This is a genomic window from Homoserinibacter sp. YIM 151385, assembly GCF_027912415.1.
Taxonomy (GTDB): domain Bacteria; phylum Actinomycetota; class Actinomycetes; order Actinomycetales; family Microbacteriaceae; genus Schumannella.
Genome location: NZ_CP115175.1, coordinates 2156557 through 2175151, shown reverse-complemented (window position 1 = coordinate 2175151; position 18595 = coordinate 2156557). Strand labels below are relative to the sequence as shown.

Genomic DNA, 18595 nt, shown 5'->3' with positions numbered 1-18595 from the left:
ATCGGGACGGGATTGCACCCGATCCTATCGGGTCCCAATCTTGCACAACGCTGTGCAATTTCGTATCATCGTGACATGACCGCGCCTCGAGCCCCGCATCACGGCCGCGCCCCGCGACGCGACGCCGCCCTCAACCGGGAGTCGATCCTCGACGCCGCGCGCGCCCTCCTCGGGCACGACCCCGCCGCATCCCTCGAGGCCATCGCCGCCGAGGCCGGGCTCAGCCGCCGCAGCGTCTACGGCCACTTCGCGAGCCGCGACGCCCTCCTCGAGGAGCTCACGGTGCGCGGCACCGAGCGCGTGCTCACGGCGGTCGCGGCCGTCGACGACGAGGACCCGGTCGTCCGCATCGCGCTCATCGCCGCCGCCGCGTGGGACGACATCGAGCACGTCCGCGCCATGACCCTCGCGACCGTGCGCAGCCCGCGCGCCGCCCTCGTCGACGACCGCCTGGGCCCCCTCCGCGCGCGCCTCGTCGAGACGATCGAGGAGGGTCGGGATGCCGGATCGATCCGCGCGGACGTCGCCCCCGAGCGACTCGCCCGACTCCTCGTCGCCGTCGTGCTCGACGTCTTCACCGAGTCCGCGACGAGCCCGCTCGACCGCGACGCCGGCCGCGAGCTCGTCGTCGCCATGACGCTCTCCACGATCGGCCTCAGCGCGCGCGAGGCCGCCGAGGTCGTCGCGCGCCGACCCGAGCTCACCGCGCCCCGCCCGCACGTCGACCCGCTCTGGCCGCCGACCGAGGCGATCCAGGTCGTGCGCTCGTGAGGGTCCGGCTGCGCGGCGCCGGCATCGGGCGCGGCCCCGCCGCCGCCCTGCCGCCCGTGGATGCGCTCCTGCGCCCCGGCGCACCCGTCGCGATCGCGGTCGAGGGCCCCGAGCGGGCGCAGCTGCTCTCGCTCCTGCTCGGGGGCCGCATCCCGGCGGACGTCGGCGAGGTGCTCGTCGACGAGCCGGCGGGCACGGCCGGGCGCGGTGCCGCCGCCGCCCTCCGCCGTCGCGTCGCCGTCGTCGACGCGCCCGCCGCCTCCGAGCCCGGCCCCGGCATCCCGCTCGGCGTCGTCGTCGCCGAGGAGCTCGCCTTCGCGGGGCGGCCCGCCGGCCGCCGGCACGTGCGGGCGCTGCTCGCCGAGCACGGGCTCGAGTCCTGGCGCCGCGCGCGCACGGCCGCCGTCCCGGCCGCCGCGCGCATCCGCCTCCTCACCGCGCTCGCCGCCCGGCGGCCCGGCGTCGAGGCGCTCGTCCTCTGCTCGCCCGAGCGGCACGGCGGCGATCCCGCCGACTGGCTGCCGCACCTCCTCGACCTCGCTCGCGACGGCCTCGCCATCGCGATCGCCACCGACGCCCCCACCGCCGCCGCCCTCCGCGGGCTCGGCGCCGAAGGCGCACTCGAGCCCGCCGGCACCCCGCCGCCGCTCTTCGAGCTCTGACCGCACCGGCCGCCGACCGCGGCCCCCGCATCCATCCCGCACCGGAGACCCCATGCGATTCCTCACCGCCGTGCGCGCCGAGCTGGCGCGCCTCACCGCCACCCGCATCGGCGTGGCCGCGCTCGTCGCGCTCATGACGATCCCCGTCGCCTACGGCGGCCTCTACCTGTGGGGCAACCACGACCCCTACGGCGCGCTCGACCGGGTGCCGGCGGGCATCGTCGTCGAGGACCGCGGCGCGAGCATCGACGGCGAACAGCGGGAGCTGGGGCGGGATGCCGCCGACGCGGTCATCGACGACGCCTCCTTCGGCTGGCGCGAGCTCGGCAGCGCCGCCCAGGCGCGCGCGGCCGTCCGCGACGGGGAGGTCGACTTCGCGCTCGTGTTCCCGCGCGACTTCTCCGCCGACCTCGCCTCCGCCTCGGGCGACGAGCCGGCGACGGCGCAGCTCGGGCTCCTCACCTCCGACACGAACAGCGCGCTCTCGACGACGCTCGCCGAGCAGGCGGCGCGCTCGGTGCGCGAGGAGGTCACGGCCGAGCTCGGGCGCGAGGCGTCGCTGACCCTCCTCGACGGGGTCGCGCAGCTGCGCGAGGGGCTCGTCGACGCCGCCGACGGCGCCGGCGAGCTCGCGGGCGGGGCGGCCTCGCTCGAGGACGGGACGGGATCGCTCGCGAGCGGCACCGCCTCCCTCGCCTCGGGCGCCGGTCGGCTCTCGGGCGGTCTCCGTGAGCTGCGCGACGGCACGCGCGAGCTGCCCGCGCAGACCGCGCGACTCGCCTCCGGCGTCCACGAGGTGCGCGGCGCGGTCGACGAGGCGGCGGCCGCGGTCGAACGCCTCGAGGGCGTCGTCGGCGAGGCGTCGAGCGCGGCGGATGCGGCGCGCGCGGACCTCGTCGCCGCCCTGGACGCGGCGGGCGTCCCGGCGGAGCAGCAGGCGCCGATCCTCGCGCGGCTCGACGGCCTCCGGCAGGCGGCCGCCGGCGCCGCGGGCGAGGCGCAGACGGCGGCCGCCCGACTTCCCGAGCTGCAGCGCGGTGCGGCCGAGCTCGACGACGGCGCCGCGCGCCTCGCCGCCGCGAGCCCGGCGCTCGCGAGCGGCATCGCGGAGGCCTCGACGGGGGCGGATGCGCTCGCGAGCGGCGCGGGGACGGCCGCCTCGGGCGCCGCCCGGCTCGACGACGGCGCCGGCGAGCTCGTCTCGGGCGCGCGGGAGCTGCGCGACGGCCTCCGGGACGGCGTCGAGGAGACGCCCGCCACGACGGCCGCGGAGCGGACCGCGAGCGCCGACGCGATCGCCGAGCCCGTCGAGGTCGCACAGGACGCCCTCACCGAGGCCGCCGACTACGGCGCGGGCCTCGCGCCCTTCTTCATCAGCCTCGCCGCCTGGATCGGCATCTACGCGCTGTTCCTGCTCGTCCGCCCGCTCTCGCGCCGCGCGCTCACCGCGGGACGGCATCCCGTCTCCACCGCGCTCGCCGGCTGGGCGACGCCGGCCGCGCTGGGCGCGATCCAGATGCTCGGGCTGTTCCTCGTCGTCGTGCTGGCGCTCGGCCTCGCCCCCGCGAACCCGCTCGGGATGCTCGGCTTCATGGTGCTCGTCTCGGCCGCCTTCGCGGCGATCGTGCTCGCCCTCAACGTGCTGCTCGGGAGCGTCGGCCAGTTCCTCGGCCTGGTGCTCATGATCCTGCAGCTCGTGACGGCGGGCGGCACCTTCCCCTGGCAGACGCTGCCGGAGCCGCTCGCGGCCCTCCACCAGGTGCTGCCGATGGCGCACGCGGTGGACGGGCTCCGCATCCTCGTCTACGGCGGGGATGCGGCGGCCCTGCCCGGCGCGATCCTCCCGATCGCGGGCTGGCTGGTCGCGGGGCTCGCGCTCGCGGCGGCGGGCGCCGCGCGGCAGAGCCGCACCCGGCTCCTCCGGGAGCTGCGGCCCTCGCCGCTCGGCGGCTGAGCCGCCGGCCCGGCGCGGCCCGCCGTGCCGCGTCTCGGAGAGACCCGGTCCGGCGACGCTTCCGGGTGCCACACAGGCTCGGATCTCCGAGTCCCGGGACGGGCGCGGGGTGGATGCGGGGCGCGACCGCCCAGGCTTGCGGCCGCGGTGGACCGGGACTCGGAGATCCGCGCCCGGAGGCGCTTCCGGCGGCCGCACGGGGCCGGATCTCCGAGTCCCGGGACGGACGAGTGCCTGCGCACGCAGACGAGCGCGCCGCCCGTCGGGGATGCGGCGCGCTCGTCGTGCGGTCGGCGTGCGGTGCGGCGGCTCAGCCGTCCGAGCCGTCGCCGTTGCCGGCGTCGTCGCCGGCCCCGGCCTCGTAGCGCTCGACGCGCGGCACGCAGCTGAGGTCGTCCTCCGCGATGTCGACCGACTCGGACCAGTCGTCGCTCGCGCCCGCCGCGACGCCGTCGACGTCGATCTGGGTGAGGCCGCGGGTGTCGCCCGCGGCGTCGAGGAGCGAGATGTAGATCCGGTAGTCGGAGGTGCTCGTCGCCGAGTTCGTCACGGTGCCGCCGAGCGACCACTTGTCGCCCTGACGCTCGCAGGTCGCGATCTCGAGGTCCTCCAGCGCACCCACGAGGCCCTCCCCCGAGCCGGGCGCGTCGTCGATGTCGGTGACCCCCGCGGGCTTGTCGGCGGAGGCGCTCGGGGTGGGCTCGGGCTCGGGGGAGCCGGTGCAGCCCGCGAGCGAAAGGGCGAGCGCTCCGGCGGCCGCGGCGGAGGCGAGGAGCGGGGTGCGGCGGGGGATCATGCAGTCTCCTTCCGGCGTCGGCGGGTGCCGACGACGATGATCACGAGTCCAGAGAGTAGGAGCGCCAGCGCCGAGAGCCCTGAGAGGGCGGCGTCGGTGCCGGTGCTCGCGAGCCCGCCCGGCGTGGTGGGCGTCGTCGGGTCGGCCGGGCCGGGCACGACGGGCATCGCGGGCAGCGCGATCGGCGCCTGCGCCTCGTCGGTCACCGTGGTGGCGCCGCCGTCGGCGAAGCCGATCGCCTGCGAGGTCCCGGGCACCATCCTCCCCGCGTCCTCGGCGATGATCGCGTAGTACGCGACCGCCGTGACGGACTGCCCGGGGGCGAGGACGCCGAGCTCGCCCGGCCAGTCGAGATACTCGAACGCCCCGAGCCGCGGGTGGTCGTCGGCCACGCGCACGCCGGTCAGCGTCCGATCGCCGGTGTTGGTGATGACGTAGGTGTACTGGAGGCGGTCGCCCGGGAAGCCGGCCCGGCCGTCCGCGATCCTCACCGACATGACGATGCCGATCGCGGGGCGGTTCGGCACCGCGACGGTCGCCGAGTCGGTGTCGCCGACGGTGCCGCCGACGGAGGCCGGCGGGGCCCCGGTGACGGAGGCCGTGTTGGCGATGCTGCCCGCGTCGACGTCGGCGGCGGTGACCGTGTAGGTCGCCGTGCCGATGACCCGAGCGCCCGGGGCGAGGACGCCCGCGACGGCGGTCGGCCAGGTGACCTGGAGGCCGTCGAGCCCGGGCAGCGGGTCGGCCAGCTCGACGCCCGTGAGCGTCACGTTGCCCGTGTTCTCGGCGACGAGCCGGTAGGCGATGACCGTGCCCTCGCGTGCCGGCGCGGTGTGGCTCCGCGTCTTCTCGAGCTCGACGGCCGCACGCTGGACGAGGTCGACCGAGCCGCTCGCCGCATCCTGCGGGGCCCCGCCGCCGCGTGCCGTGGAGGTGACGACCGCGTCGGAGGCGACGGTGCCGGCGTCGAGGTCGTCCTGCGTGAGGACGTACGTCGCGGTCCCGCGGACCTCCCGGCCCGGGGCCAGGGTGCCCTCGGCGCCCGTGCCCCAGTCGACGACGATGCCGCTCAGGCGCTGCTGCTCGTCCGCGACGCGGACGTCGTCGAGCGTGACGGTGCCGGTGTTCTTCACCGTGAAGGCGTAGCTGACGCGGTCGCCCACCTTGCCCGTCGAGCCGCTCGGGAGCGTCTGCGTCTTCGTCAGCGTGATCGCCGGAGCCCGGGTCGCGAGCGGGACCGTGATGGAGGCCGCGGCCTGCGTCACGGGCGTGCCGCCGAAGCCGCTCGCGTCCGCCGTCGCCGAGTTCGCGATGCTGCCGCGATCGATATCCGCCTGGGTGACCCGGTAGACCGCGGTCGCCGTCACATCCTGCCCGGGCGCGAGCACGCCCTCGGCGTCGGTCGGCCACCGGCCCATCTCGAGGGCGCCGAGGTCCTCCATCGTGTCGGCCATGCGGGCATCCCGCACGGTCGCCTCGCCCGTGTTGGCGAGCGTGAGCGTGAAGGTCACGCGGTCGCCCGCCTTCGCGCCCGTCGCCGGCTCGGCCGTCTTGGTGAGGCCGATGCGGCTCACGGGCGCGTCGAGCGGCACGGTCTCGGTCGTGGGACCGCCGGTGACGAGCCCGCCGCCCGGCGCGCGGCCGGTGCCGCGCAGCTCGTTGACGACGCGTCCGGCATCCACCTCGGCCTGCGTGACGCGGTGGGTGCCGCGCACGGTGAGCGTGCCGTTCGGGTCGAGCTGGCCCTCGACGCCCGACCAGGTGAGGGTCGGGTCCTCGAGGCCGACGACGCTCGCGCGGTACGCCGGGTCCGTGAGCGTCACGTTGCCGGTGTTGCGGAGCACGAACTCGAACTCGACCGGGTCGCCGAGCTTGCCGGCGAACAGCGGGTCGGTGGTCGCCCTCTGCGAGACCGCGATCGCGGGGGCCGCGGCGGCGGGCACGAGCCGGTAGCGGTTCGACTCCTGCGTCACGGTCGCGCCGCCCGGGGTGCGCGCGGTGGCGCTCACCCAGTTCACGACCGAGCCGCGGTCCACGTCCGTCTGCGTGAGGCGGTACGTCGCGGTCGCGGTCGCGACCGCGCGCGGGGCGAGGGATGCGGCGCCGGCCGGGTAGACGACGGTCGGCTTGCTCGCGCCCGCCAGCTGCTCGGTGAGGTCGATCGCGGAGAGCGACACGTTGCCGGTGTTCTCGATCCGGAAGGTCCAGCGCACCTGGTCGCCGGCGACGCCGGTGCCGGGCGCGACGACCGAGCCGGACTTCGCGACCGTGTACGCGGGCGCCGCCGCGGCCGTGGCGATCCGCGACTGCGGCGAGACGGCGAGCTGGTCGTCGCCGCGCGCGTCCGTCGCGGCGACGGTCGCGGTGTTGAGCACCTCGCCCGCGTCGACGTCCTTCTGCGCGATCTGGTACGAGGCGGTCGCGACCGCGGAGCGGCCCGGCGGGATGACGCCCTCGACGCCCTCCGGCCAGGTGATGCGCGGGACGGTGAGGCCGTCGAGCGCGTCCGTGAGCTCGACCTCGCGGAGCGTGAGCGTGCCCTCGTTGAACATCTCGATCCGGTAGTCGATCGTGTCCCCGACGCGGTCCGCCCCGGCGACGCGGAGCGCGCCCGTCTTCTCGACGCGGAGCGAACTCGATCCGGCGAGCGGCACCGTGGCGGGGGCGCTCGCGGTCGCGTCGGCGCCCACCGGGGGCGTGCCGGTCGCGGTGACGAGGCTCGACACGGAGCCGGCGTCGACGTCGGCCTGCGTGACCGTGTAGGTCGCGGTGATGGTCGCCTCGGCTCCCGGCGCGAGGCGCGGCGGCGTGCCGCCCGGGTACACCGGGCTGCCAACGCCGGCCGTCGCATCCTCGACCGTCGTCGGGTCGAGGGTCACGTTGCCCTCGTTCTTCACGAGGTAGGTGAAGGTGACGATCGAGCCCTCGCGGCCGTCGCCGCTCGTGACGGCACCGGAGGCGCGGACCGAGATCGCGGGCGCGGCGGCGCGCGTCGGGACGCTCGTCTCGGCCGTGTTGCTCGTGACCGAGTCGGGTCCGCGCGCGGGGACGCCCGTGGCGACGACGCGGTTGGGCACGCTGCCGCGGTCGACGTCCGCCTGGGTGATGGTCGTCGTGCCGCGGTAGGTGACGGTCGCGCCCGCCGCGAGGGTGCCGGGGATGCCGCCCTGCCAGGTGACGGACTCGTCCGTGAGGGCGAGGCCGCGATCCACGTCCATCGCGCTAACGGTCACATTGGAGTCGTTGCGGACCGTGATCGTCCACTCGACGGTGTCGCCGACGATGCCCGTGCCGGAGCGGACGCCCCGGATGGCGGCGGCGAGCTGCGTCGAGGGCTCGACCGTCGGGATGACGATCTCATCCGAGTACGCGTCGACGCGGGTCGCGGGGGTGAGGTCCGGCGAGGAGTACCCCGCGACGTGCGCCCTGTTCTCGATCTGGCCCGCGTCGATGTCCTCGGGCTGGATCGTGTACTGCGCGGTGCCGACGACGACGCCGCCGACCGGCACGTAGCCGGGGCGCGCCGGGTCCGGCCAGACGACCGTGAGCGGGCCGAGGTGCGGCATGGGGTCGACGAGGCGGCCGCCGTAGAGCGACACGTTGCCGGTGTTCGTCACCTCGAGGCGGTAGTCGACCTCGTCGCCGACGCGGCCCCGACCGCCGGCGGCGTAGGCGCCGGTCTTGACGACGTCGAGCGCGCGCTGCGGCGTGATCTCGACGCGCGCGGTCGCCTCGTCGTCGACGTCGTCGCCGCGCGGCGGGGTGCCGACGACGCCGACCGCGCTGATCGCCTCGCCCGCATCGGCCTGCGCCTGCGTGAGGATCGTGCGCGCGGTGACCGTCACCTCGGTGCCCGGCGCGAGGCGGAACGGCCTCGCGGGGTCGGGCCAGGCGCTGTACTCGAGCTCGCCCGACAGCGGGAGCCGCTCGGTGATCTCGAGACCCGTGAGGGTCGTCGTGCCGGTGTTGCGGACGATGTAGGTCCAGACGAGGGCATCGCCCGCACGCCCGGTCGCACCGGGCGCGAGGGTGCCGCGGTCGGTGACGGCGATGGACGCCGTCTGGCCGACGACGCTCGTCACGACCGTGTCGGAGCCCTCCGCCGTCGCGTCGCCGCCGGGCGCCGCGCGGACGCCCACCGCGGTCGCGTCGACCGTGTTCACGACCTCGCCGGCATCCACGTCCGCCTGCGTGACGCGGTAGGTGGTGTCGACGTACAGCGTCTGGCCGGGGCGCAGGGTCTCGTCGGTCACGCCGTCGGGCCAGGTGGTCACGAGGTCGGTGCGTCCGGGCAGGACGTCGCGCACGTCGATGTCGCCGACCGTGACGTTGCCCGTGTTCTGCACCGCGATCCGGTAGGAGATCGTCTGGCCGAGGGTCGCGCCGCCGGCAGGTGTCGAGGCCTTCGAGACGGCGATCGCGGGGCGCGCCGCGGCGACGGTCGTGCGCACCTCGCTCGTCGACCACTCCATGAGGTCGCCGACCGGCGGCTTGCCCCGCGCGACGGCGGTGTTCGCGATGTAGCCGCGGTCGAGGTCGGCCTGCGTCACGCGGTACTCGGCGGTCGCCGTGAGGCGGGCGCCGGGCTCGAGGGTGCCGGGGGTGCCGGGCCACTGCATGTCGGGCGCCGTGACGCCGACGAGCTGGTCCTCGAGGTCGACGAGCGTGAGCGTCACGTTGCCGGTGTTCTCGACCGCGAACTCGTAGTCGACGAGCGAGCCCAGCTCGCCGCTGCCGGCGCTCGTGCCCTCCTTGACGACCGTCGCCGCGGGACGGGCCGCGATCGTGACGCCGTCCGCGTCCTGGACCACGAGGGTCGCGCCGCGCGGCGGCGTGCCGCGGCCGACGACCGCGCTGCGCACGCTCCCGCGGTCGACATCGGCCTGCGTCAGGCGGTACTGCGCCGTGCCGGTGACGGTCGCGCCCGGGGCGAGCTGCCCGGCCGGCTGCCCGGCCGGCCAGGTGTAGGCCACGCCGTCGACCATGGGCAGCTGGTCGGCGAGGGTGACGCCCGTGAGCGTCACGTTGCCCTCGTTGGTGAGCGTGTACTCCCAGGTGACGAGGTCGCCCTGCTCGCTCGCGCCGTCCGCCCGCGCGACCTTCTCGATCACGAGGGTCGGCGAGGAGCCGACGGTGGGCACGGTGCCGGCCGCGGTCGACGGCGCGGGGCCGGTGCCGCGGACGGCAGCGCCCGTGCCGGTCGCCGCGAGCACGACCGAGCCGGCGTCGACGTCGGCCTGCGTGACGAGGGAGGTGCCGCGGACGATCAGGACCGCTCCCGCCGCGAGGCTGCCGGGCGTCCCCGGCCAGGTGGTGCGGACGTCCTCGAGCGGGAACCCGCCCCAGTCGAGCTCGGCATCCGTCACGGTCACGTTGCCCGTGTTCTCGAGACGGATCTCCCAGTCGATGATGTCGCCCCGGCCGGCATCCCCGCGCGCGGCGCCCTGGACGGTCGTCTGGATGCGGGAGGCCGCCTGCTCGGTCACGATGACGACCGTGTTCGAGTCGCTCCCGGTCTCGACCCCCTCGCCCGGCGTGGGCGAGGTGAAGGCGCCCACGGAGGCGGTGTTCTCGATCCGGCCCTCGTCGAGGTCCTTCGGCTGGAGGTCGTAGAGCGCGGTCCCGACGACGGTCGCGCCGACCGGGACGTAGCCGACCCGCTCGGGGTCCGGCCACTGGATGACGAGGTCGCGGAGACCCTCCATCGGGTCCACGAGCGTGCCGCGGTACAGCGTGACGTTGCCGGTGTTCGTGATCTCGAGCCGGTATCGGATGGTCGATCCCAGCTCGCCGGCGCCGCTGATGTAGCTGCCGGACTTCACGGCCGTGAGCTCGGGCTCGATGTCGATCGGGAGCTCGGCGCGGTCGTCGTCGGTCGCGTCGGGACCCGAGGCGGGGGAGCCCGCCGTCGTGACCGTGCTGCGCACGACGCCGGCGTCGGCCTCAGCCTGGGTGAGCAGGTGGGTCGCGCGGACCGTCACCCGCTGGCCGGGGAGGAGGCGGCCAGGCCGGTCGGCGTCGGGCCATGCGCCGTAGCGGTAGCCGCCCGTGATCGCGAGCGCGGACTCCGTCACCGTGACGCCCTCGAGCGTGACGTTGCCGGTGTTCTCGACGACGTAGGTCCAGATGGTCTCGTCGCCGGCGCGGCCGGTGGCGGCGGGCGCGAGCGCGCCGCTGTCGACGACCTGGATGGTCGCGCGGCGCGTCTGGGTCTCGACGCGGACGGAGCCCTCCCCCGTCACCTCGTCGCCGTCGCGGCGGTCGACGCCGGTGGCGACGGCGTCGTTCGAGACGGAGCCCGCGTCGATGTCCGCCTGCGTGACGACGTACTCGGCGGTCGCGACGAGCTCCTCGCCCGGCGCGAGGACGCCCTCGGCGCCCGGCCAGGTGAGGCTGAGCTCGCCCAGGCCCTGCAGGCGGTCCGCGAGCTCGACGCCGTCGACGGTGATGTTGCCGGTGTTCGCGACCGAGATGCGGAACCGGATGACGTCGCCCAGGGCGGGTCGCTCGGGCGCGTCCGCCGTCTTCGTGACGGTCAGCTCCGGGTCGGCGGGCGCGAGCCCGGTGGTGAGCGTGTTCGACGGCTCGTCGAGGCGCGTGCCGCCGGGGGTCGTCGCGCCGACGCGCGCCGTGTTCTCGATGGCGCCCGCGTCGACGTCCGCCTGCCGGACCTCGTAGGTGGCGGTGGCGGTGACGGTCTCGCCGGGCGGCAGGACGCCGGCGGTGCCGGTCGGCCATGCGCCGTACTCGAGCTCGGAGAGCGACGGCAGCTCGTCCTGCACCTGCACGACGCGGAGCGTCGTCGTCCCGGTGTTCTCGGCGACGAAGGTGTAGCGCACGATCGAGCCGACCCCGCCGGAGCCCTCGACGAAGTCCGCCGACTTCACGAGCCCGATGCTCGAGGTCGACGGCACGGGACGGGTGTCGGCGCCCTGGCCGGTGACGGGCGCGCCGCCGTTCGGCGTGTCCGCGCGCGCGGTCGCGACGTTGAGGACGGAGCCGGCGTCCACATCCGCCTGCGTGATCCGGTAGGTGCCGGTCGCGGTCAGGGGGGCGTCACCGGGACGGATGGTGCCGAAGGTCGTGCGTGAGAGGTCCGCGAGCAGCGGGTCGCTCAGCGTCACGTTCGAGAGGGTCTGGTTCCCGCCGTTCGACACGGTGATCGTGTAGTCGACGATCGAGCCCAGCGCCGCGGTGCCGCCGCCTCGGACGACGCCCTGCTTCAGGACCGAGACGACCGGGTCCTTCGCCTGCAGGGTCGTGATGACCTGCGGGGAGACGTCGTCGACGACCTCGCCGCCGACGGTCTGCGCGCTGACGAGGGCGCGGTTCGTCACGATGCCGCGGTCGACGTCCTCCTGGGTGATCGTGTACGTCGCGGTGGCCGTGCCGGTGCCGCCGTTCGGGCCGAGCGAGCGCGGCGCATCCGGGCCGCCGGGCCAGCTCGGGCTGTACGTCACGGGCCCGAGGCCCTCGAGCTCGATGTCGCTGACCTCGACGTCCGTGAGGTTCACGTTGCCCGTGTTGACGACCGTGAAGGTGTAGGTGATCGTGTCGCCGACGCCGCGCGCGCCCGAGACGACCGCGGTCTTGCCGATCTCGATCATGGGGCGGGTGTCGCCGGTCGCGACGACGACCGGGCGCGTCGTGGAGGTCGCGTTCGGCGTGCCCGCGGGGCCGCTCGCGTCGACGCTCGCCGTGTTCGTCACGCGGCCGCGGTCGAAGTCGTCCTGCGTGATCGTGTAGACGGCGGCGCCGGTCACGACGTCCCCCGGGCGCAGCGTGCCCGCGGTGCCGCTCGCCCAGGTGCCGTACTGCACGGCGACGTCGGCGGCGGCGAGCAGCGGGTCCGCGACGAAGGCGTCGCGGAGCGTCACGGTGCCCGTGTTCGTCAGCGTGAAGCGGTAGGTGATCGTGCTCCCGACCCCGCCCTCGCCGGACTCCGTGAGCTGGCCGGTCTTCTCGAGCACGATCGCGGGACCGCGGTTGATCGGCACGGTCGCCGTGTCGGTGTCGCTCGCGTTCCCGCGCGCCGAGGTGCCGGTGACGGAGGCGACGTCCTGGATCGCGCCCGAGTCGACGTCCGCCTGCGTCAGGGTGTAGGTCGCCGTGCCGGTGACGGTGTCGCCCGGTCGGAGCTGCCCGACCGTGCCGGACGGCCAGGCGCCGTAGGCGATCGGCGAGATGCCGGGCAGCGAGCGCGTCACCTCCTGCGTCCCCGACAGCGTCACGTTGCCGTCGTTCGTCAGCGTGAACGTGAAGGTGACCGTCTCGCCCGCGCGCCCCGGCGATCCGCTCGGGAGCGCGCCGGTCTGCACGAGGTCGATCGAGGGTCGCGCCGGCTGGACGGCCGTCGTGATCGGCCCTGAGGAGCCCTCCGTCGAGCCGCCGGACGGGGTCCGGGCGGTCGTCGTGGCGGTGTTCTGCACGGTGCCCGCGTCGACGTCCGCCTGCGTGATGATCTTGACCGCCGTCGCCGTCACGCTCTGCGAGGGCTGCAGGGTCCCGGCGACGCCGGACGGCCAGGTGCCGTAGCTGAGCTGGGATGCGGTGAACATCGGGTCCGCGACCGTCACGCCCGTCAGCGTCGTGTTCCCGGTGTTCTCGGCGACGATCGTGTAGGTGATGGTGTCGCCGACGCCGCCCGCGCCGGAGACGGCCGCCGTCTTCGTCGTCGTGACGGCCGGGGCGGGCGTCACGGTGTCGCGGCGCTCGGTGTCGGTCGCCGAGACGGGCGTGCCGCCCGGGGTGCGCCCGCTGGCCGTCGCCGTGTTCGCGACGACGCCGGCGTTCACGTCCGCCTGCGTCACGGTGTAGTCGGCGACGCCGGTCACGGTCTCGCCCACCCGGAGCGTGTTGGGGGTCTGCCAGCCGCTGTAGGCGATCGTGCCGAGGCCCGCGCGCGGATCGGTGACGCCGACGCCCGTCAGGGTCACGTTGCCGGTGTTCGTGGCGGTGAAGGTGTAGCGGATGACGCTGCCGACCGTGCCCGGCCCCGTGCCGGTGCCGGGCCGGTAGGCCGAGGCCTTGTCGAACTCCAGCGCGCCGTTCGAGGCGAGCGGCACGGTCTGCGGCGTCGACGTCGCGATGCGCGCGCCCGTCGGGGGCGCCGCCGAGGCGCTCGCCGTGTTGACGACCGCGCCCGCGTCGATGTCGCTCTGCTTCACGATGTAGAACGCGGTCGCCTCGAGTGTCTGGTTCGGCGCGAGGGTGCGGTTGGCGCCGACGTACGCGAAGTCCTGGAGATCGGTCATCGGGTCGGCGATCTGCGCGGTCGTGAGCGTCACGTTGCCGGTGTTGCGCAGCGTGAAGCGGTAGTCGATCCGGTCGCCGACGGCGGGGGTCCCGGTCTGGACGCGCGTCCCCGTCTTGACGAGCTCGAGCGAGGGCGCGGCCTGCTGGGTCGGGACGGCGATCGTGGCGGCGCCCTGCACGTTCGCGGTGCCGAAGGAGCCGCGCGTCGTGCCCGTGTTCGTCACGGCGCCCGCATCGACATCCGCCTGGCGGACCGTGTAGGCGCCGACCACCGTGACCGTCGCATCCGGGGCGAGCGTGCCCGCACTCGCCTGACCGGCCGACCAGGTCGTGCTCGTGACGGCGAAGCCCTGGCCGGCGAGGGAGTCGACGACGTCGACGCTCGAGAGCGTCACGTTGCCGGTGTTGCGGCCGACGATCGTGAAGGTGATCTGCTGGCCGAGCTGGACGGGCCCCGCCGTGCTCGCCGTCTTCGTCGTGGTGAGGCGCGGATTGGCGGCGTTCGTGCCGGTGACGACCTCGTTGGAGTCGGAGCGGATCGTCGCGCCGGACTGCGTGCGGCCCTCGACCCGGGCCTGGTTGCGCACCTCGCCGGCGTCGAGGTCGGCCTGGCGGATCGGGTAGCTCGCGGTGGCCGTGACGCTGTCGCCGGGGCGGAGCGTGCCGGCGGTGCCCGAGGGCCAGCCGTTCGCGGGGACGGTCGGCGCCGTCATCCCGTTCGCGGTCTTCGGATCGGCGACCACGACCTCCGTGAGCGTCAGGTTGCCCGTGTTCGTCACGACGAAGCTGTAGTCGACCGGATTGCCGAGGCCGCCCTGTCCGGCGGTGCGCAGCGCGCCCGACTTCACGATCGAGAGCGAGCCGCGGGGCGTGAGGGGCACGGTCGCGGGCGCCGAGGCGGTCGCCGGGCTCGGGGTCACGCCCGCCGGCGGCGTGCCGCGCACGGTCGCCGGGTCGACGACGGAGCCGCTGTCGACATCCGACTGCGTGACGACATAGGTCGCGGTCGCCGTCACCGACTGCCCGGGCTGGAGGGTGCCGGCGGTGCCGCTCGGCCAGGTGCCGTAGCTCACCGTCGAGATGCCCTGCAGCGTCGGCTGGATGACGACGCCGGAGAGCGTCGTGGTGCCGTTGTTCGTCGCGACGAAGCTCCAGGTGACGACGTCGCCCGCCTTGCCGGTCGAGCCCTGGGGCAGGGCGCCGGTCTGCGTGAGGCCGATGACGGCGCTGCGCGCGACCGTCGGGGTGTTCGCCGTCGAGGTGCGGGTGAGGGTCGCCCCCGACGAGGTCGTCGAGGTCGCCGTCGCGGTGTTCGAGATCGAGCCCGCGTTCACGTCGCTCTGCTTGATCGTGTAGTTCGCGGTCGCGACGACGGAGTCGCCGGGGCGGAGCGTGCCGACCGTGCCGGAGGCCCAGGAGGCGGCCGGGATGGTCGGGGTCGAGAGGCCGTTCGCGGTCATCGGGTCGGTGACGCCGACGCCCGTGAGCGTCGTGTTGCCGGTGTTCGCGATCGTGAACGTGTAGTTGACGACGTCGCCCGCGTTGCCCGCGGCGCCGCCGGCGCGCGTGCCGGTCTTCACGAGCGTCATGTCGGGTGCCCGCGTGACGGTGCTCACGCTGATCTGCCCGGAGGTCGCGGTCGGCGTGGAGGCGCCCGCGGGGGTGCGCCCGACGACCGTCGCGGTGTTGAGGACGGTGCCGCGGTCCACATCCGTCTGGCGGATCGTGTACGTCGCGGAGCCGGTCGCCTTCCCGCCGGGCGCGAGGGTGCCCGCCGTGCCGCCCTGCCAGGTGAGGCTCGGGGTCGACAGGCCGGGGAGGGAGTCCGTGAGCGCGATCTGCGAGAGCGTCACGTTGCCCGTGTTCTCGATCTCGAAGTCGAAGCGGACCGTGCCGCCGACGCCCGCGTTCGAGCCGACGACGGCACCGGTCTTCTTCACCGTGAGCGTGCCGGTGGGCGCGATCGGCAGCGTGCTCGTGCCCGACCCGGTCACGTTGGCACCCGTCGGCGGCTTGCCGGTCGCGGTGGCGGTGTTGATGACGGAGCCGGCATCCACATCCGACTGCTTGAGCGCGTAGGAGGCCGTGCCGGTCACGACGTCGCCGGGGCGGAGCGTGCCGACCGTGCCCGACTGCCAGCCGGAGGCGGCGGTCGGGAACGCGATCGCCGAGAGCCCGCTCATCGGGTCGCTCGCGCCGACGCCCGTGAGGGTCACGTTGCCGGTGTTCTCGATGCGGAAGCTGTAGCTCACGGCGTCGCCGGCGCGACCCGTCGCCCCCGCGGCGAGCGTGCCCGTCTTCGTGAGCTGGATGCGGGGGGCGGCGGCCGCCGTCGGCGTCACGACCTGCCCGGAGCCGGCCGTGATGGTCGCGCCAGCCGGCGTGCGCCCGCTCGTCGTCGCCGTGTTGCGGATCGCGCCCGCGTCGACATCGGACTGCTTCACGACGTAGGTCGCCGTCACGACGACCTGCTGGCCGGGCGCGAGGGTGCCCGCCGTCTGGTTCGCGGGCCACTGCGTGTTCGTGACGGTGAGGCCGTTCGCCGTCATCGGATCCGTGACCGCGACGTTCGTGAGCGTCACGTTGCCCGAGTTCCGGCCGGTGATCGTGTAGGTGACGGTGCTGCCGACGGCCGCGCCCGTCGCCGGGCTCGCGGTCTTCGTCGTCGTGAGCGCGGGCGCCGCGGCCGTCGTGTTGACGGTCACCTCGCTCGAGCTCGCGGTCGTCGTCGTGTTCGTCGGGGTGCGGCCGGAGACCGAGGCGAGGTTCTTCACGCTGCCCGCGTCGACATCCGCCTGCTGGATCAGGTAGAACGCGGAGGCGGTCACGGTCTGCCCGGGCTGCAGGGTGCCCGTGGTGCCGCTCGGCCAGGTGCCGTAGGCGAGGCCCTGGAGGCCGGCGAGGCGGTCGGTGACGGCGACGCCCGTGAGCGTCACGTTGCCGGTGTTCTGGACGGTGAAGCCGTAGTTGATGCGGTCGCCGACGACGCCCGTCGCGCCCGAGGCGAGCGCGCCGGTCTTCGCGATCGAGAGGCCGGGGGCCGAGGTGATCGGCTGCGTCCGGCTCGCGGTCGCGGTCGGCCTGGTGCCGCCGTCCGAGTCGGTGCCCGTCGCGGAGGCGGTGTTCACGACGGAGCCGCTGTTCACATCCGACTGCTTGAGCACGTAGCTCGCGGTGCCCGTCGCCGACTGGCCGGCGGCGAGCGCCCCCGAGGCGCCGGGCCAGGTGATCTGGATCGCGGACATGCCGCTCGAGGTCATGGGGTCGGTGATCGCGACGCCCGTGAGGGGCCCGTCGCCCCGGTTCGTCACGACGAAGGTGTAGTTGACGGTCTCGCCGACCCTGCCGGTCGCGCCCGCGGCGAGCGAGCTCGTCTTCGTCAGGCCGATGGCGGTCAGGCCGACGCGCGTCGAGTCGCTGCCCTGCGCGAGATAGTCGCCGACGACCGTCCTCGCGGTCGCCGTCGCCGTCGAGGTGTACCCGGTCGCCGAGCCGGCCGCCGCCGTGCAGGTGTACTCGTACGACTGCTGAGCCGCGAGCGTCGTCCCGGACGGCAGCGTCCGGGCGCAGCTCGCCTGATCGTCGGCGACCTGAATGTTGCGGAGCACGCCGGCCCCGACGTTCGTGAGGCGGATCGTGAAGGTCGCCGGCTCGTTGGCGGTCCGGTACTGGATGTCGTCCGTGCCGTTGAAGGTCTTCTCGACCTTGAGGCCCGCCGTCGGCACCGACAGGATCGAGTTCGTGAGCAGGTAGGAGTCGCCACTCGTCGCGAGCTGGAGCCGCACGTTCGAGTCGCCCGCGACGACGCGCGACAGCGTCGTCGTCGTGACGTCGACGCTCTGGTTCGTGAAGGTGCTCGTGTCCTGCGTCTGCGTGTAGCGGACCGAGCCCGCCGCGCGGCCGATGCCGAAGTTGCCGGTCGCGCCCGCCGAGTTCGGGATCTCGGTGTACGCCGTGTCGGCGCCGCGCCGGTACGAGGCGGTGTCGCCGGTGATGCCGCGGTCGCCCTCGTAGAGCGAGAACCCCGCACGCGTGCCGGTGTCGACCGCGGTGAAGCCGTTGAAGTCGACCGTCAGCGGGGTGTCCTGAGCGCCCTGACGGACATGGCCCTCGTAGTAGACGACCTTGTGCGGGGTCGAGGCGGCGTTGCCGTTCACATAGGTGCCGAAGTCGTACACGACGGTGGCCGACCAGCCGGCGTAGCATCCGGTGCCGGTCGGCGCCCAGATGTTGCCGGCGCTCAGGGTGAGCGCACTGCCCGTCGTCGCGTTCTGGAAGGCGCTCGTGACATCCGCCGTCGCCGAGTAGTACCGGGCCTGCGACTGCGTCGTCGCATCCTCGAGCACCTGGTACGGGCTGTACGACTGGATCGAGCCGCCGCCCACCTTGAACTGGATCGCGCGCGTCTGGTAGCCGGTCGCGCTGCCCGCGGGGAGGGTGGCCGCGCCGAACCCGCTCGCGCCGCAGAAGGCCGAGGTCGTGCCGGAGTAGGTGCCCGTGTTCGCCGACCAGTTGAGGAACGCCTTCACGACCGTCGCGCCCTGCGGGATCGTGAGGTTCGCGCTCGACGAGTTCGTGGTGAAGCCGGTGACGGTGTTCGAGTTGACCATCTTGAACGCGTCGTTGACGTTCGCGTTCTGGTTGCCGGTCGGGTTGTTCGCGGAGTGCAGCTGCGCGCACGTGCCGTAGCCGGCCTGGTTGCCGATCGAGTCGCAGGCGAGGACGCCGTTGCCGGCCATCAGGAAGTCGCCGTTGACGTCGATCTCGTAGCTCGGGTCCTGGCCGTCGTTCTGGCCCCACTGGACGACGACGGCGTTCGCGGCGCCCGTGGGCACGAGCGCGAGGCTGAAGCCGCCGACGACCACCACGAGCACCATGGCGATCGCGCGCGCGAGGCGCGTGAAATACGACGCGCCGGGCTCACCCCACTCGCGTCGATTCGCGAGCACCCCGTTGCGCAGTCCGCGGGCCCGACCCCGCGGACGGATTGCCGTCCCCACTGCTGTTTCCCCCCACGCCCGAGCGCCCGAACGCCCGATATCGCGCTCCGCCCGGTGCTTCGGAACCGGCCGCGACGCCGGTTCGCCCCGCATCGGCAGAGTCCTTGATCCGGAACCCACGATAGGTCAGGCTCCCCCGGATTGATACAGGCTCGGG

Annotated in this window: 5 protein-coding genes; 3 read left to right on the top strand and 2 right to left on the bottom strand. The window is 74.6% G+C overall.

The window, feature by feature from the left end:
* Positions 1–75: 75 nt before the first annotated feature.
* Genes OF852_RS10550 through OF852_RS10540 form a run of 3 tightly spaced genes read left to right on the top strand, consistent with a single transcriptional unit; the run spans position 76 to position 3387 of the window.
* Positions 76–771, top strand: coding sequence for a TetR/AcrR family transcriptional regulator (locus OF852_RS10550; RefSeq protein ID WP_271119118.1), 696 nt, complete (start codon positions 76–78; stop codon positions 769–771).
* A complete protein-coding gene (locus OF852_RS10545; protein ID WP_271119117.1) occupies positions 768–1433 on the top strand; it encodes a hypothetical protein in 666 nt (221 codons plus the stop codon). Before OF852_RS10550 ends, OF852_RS10545 begins: the two co-directional genes overlap by 4 nt.
* Before the next feature lie 52 nt (positions 1434–1485).
* The gene (locus tag OF852_RS10540; protein ID WP_271119116.1) at positions 1486–3387 is read left to right on the top strand and encodes a YhgE/Pip domain-containing protein; all 1902 of its coding nucleotides are present in this window, start codon (positions 1486–1488) and stop codon (positions 3385–3387) included.
* 310 nt (positions 3388–3697) lie between these two features.
* Here OF852_RS10540 and OF852_RS10535 read toward each other — a convergent pair whose 3' ends face one another.
* Complete coding sequence (locus tag OF852_RS10535; RefSeq protein WP_271119115.1) at positions 3698–4183, bottom strand: hypothetical protein; 486 nt, start codon at positions 4181–4183, stop codon at positions 3698–3700.
* Positions 4180–18387 carry a DUF7507 domain-containing protein gene (locus tag OF852_RS10530; protein ID WP_271119114.1) on the bottom strand — a complete coding sequence of 4736 codons (14208 nt, stop codon included), beginning with the start codon at positions 18385–18387 and terminating at the stop codon, positions 4180–4182. Before OF852_RS10530 ends, OF852_RS10535 begins: the two co-directional genes overlap by 4 nt.
* Positions 18388–18595: the final 208 nt, after the last annotated feature.

What these genes read in the sequence shown, in the direction of transcription:
- OF852_RS10550 (WP_271119118.1), top strand. Translation starts at nt 76, where the DNA reads ATGACCGCGCCTCGAGCCCCGCATCACGGCCGCGCCCCGCGACGCGAC.
- OF852_RS10540 (WP_271119116.1), top strand. Translation starts at nt 1,486, where the DNA reads ATGCGATTCCTCACCGCCGTGCGCGCCGAGCTGGCGCGCCTCACCGCC.
- OF852_RS10535 (WP_271119115.1), bottom strand. Translation starts at nt 4,183, where the DNA reads ATGATCCCCCGCCGCACCCCGCTCCTCGCCTCCGCCGCGGCCGCCGGA.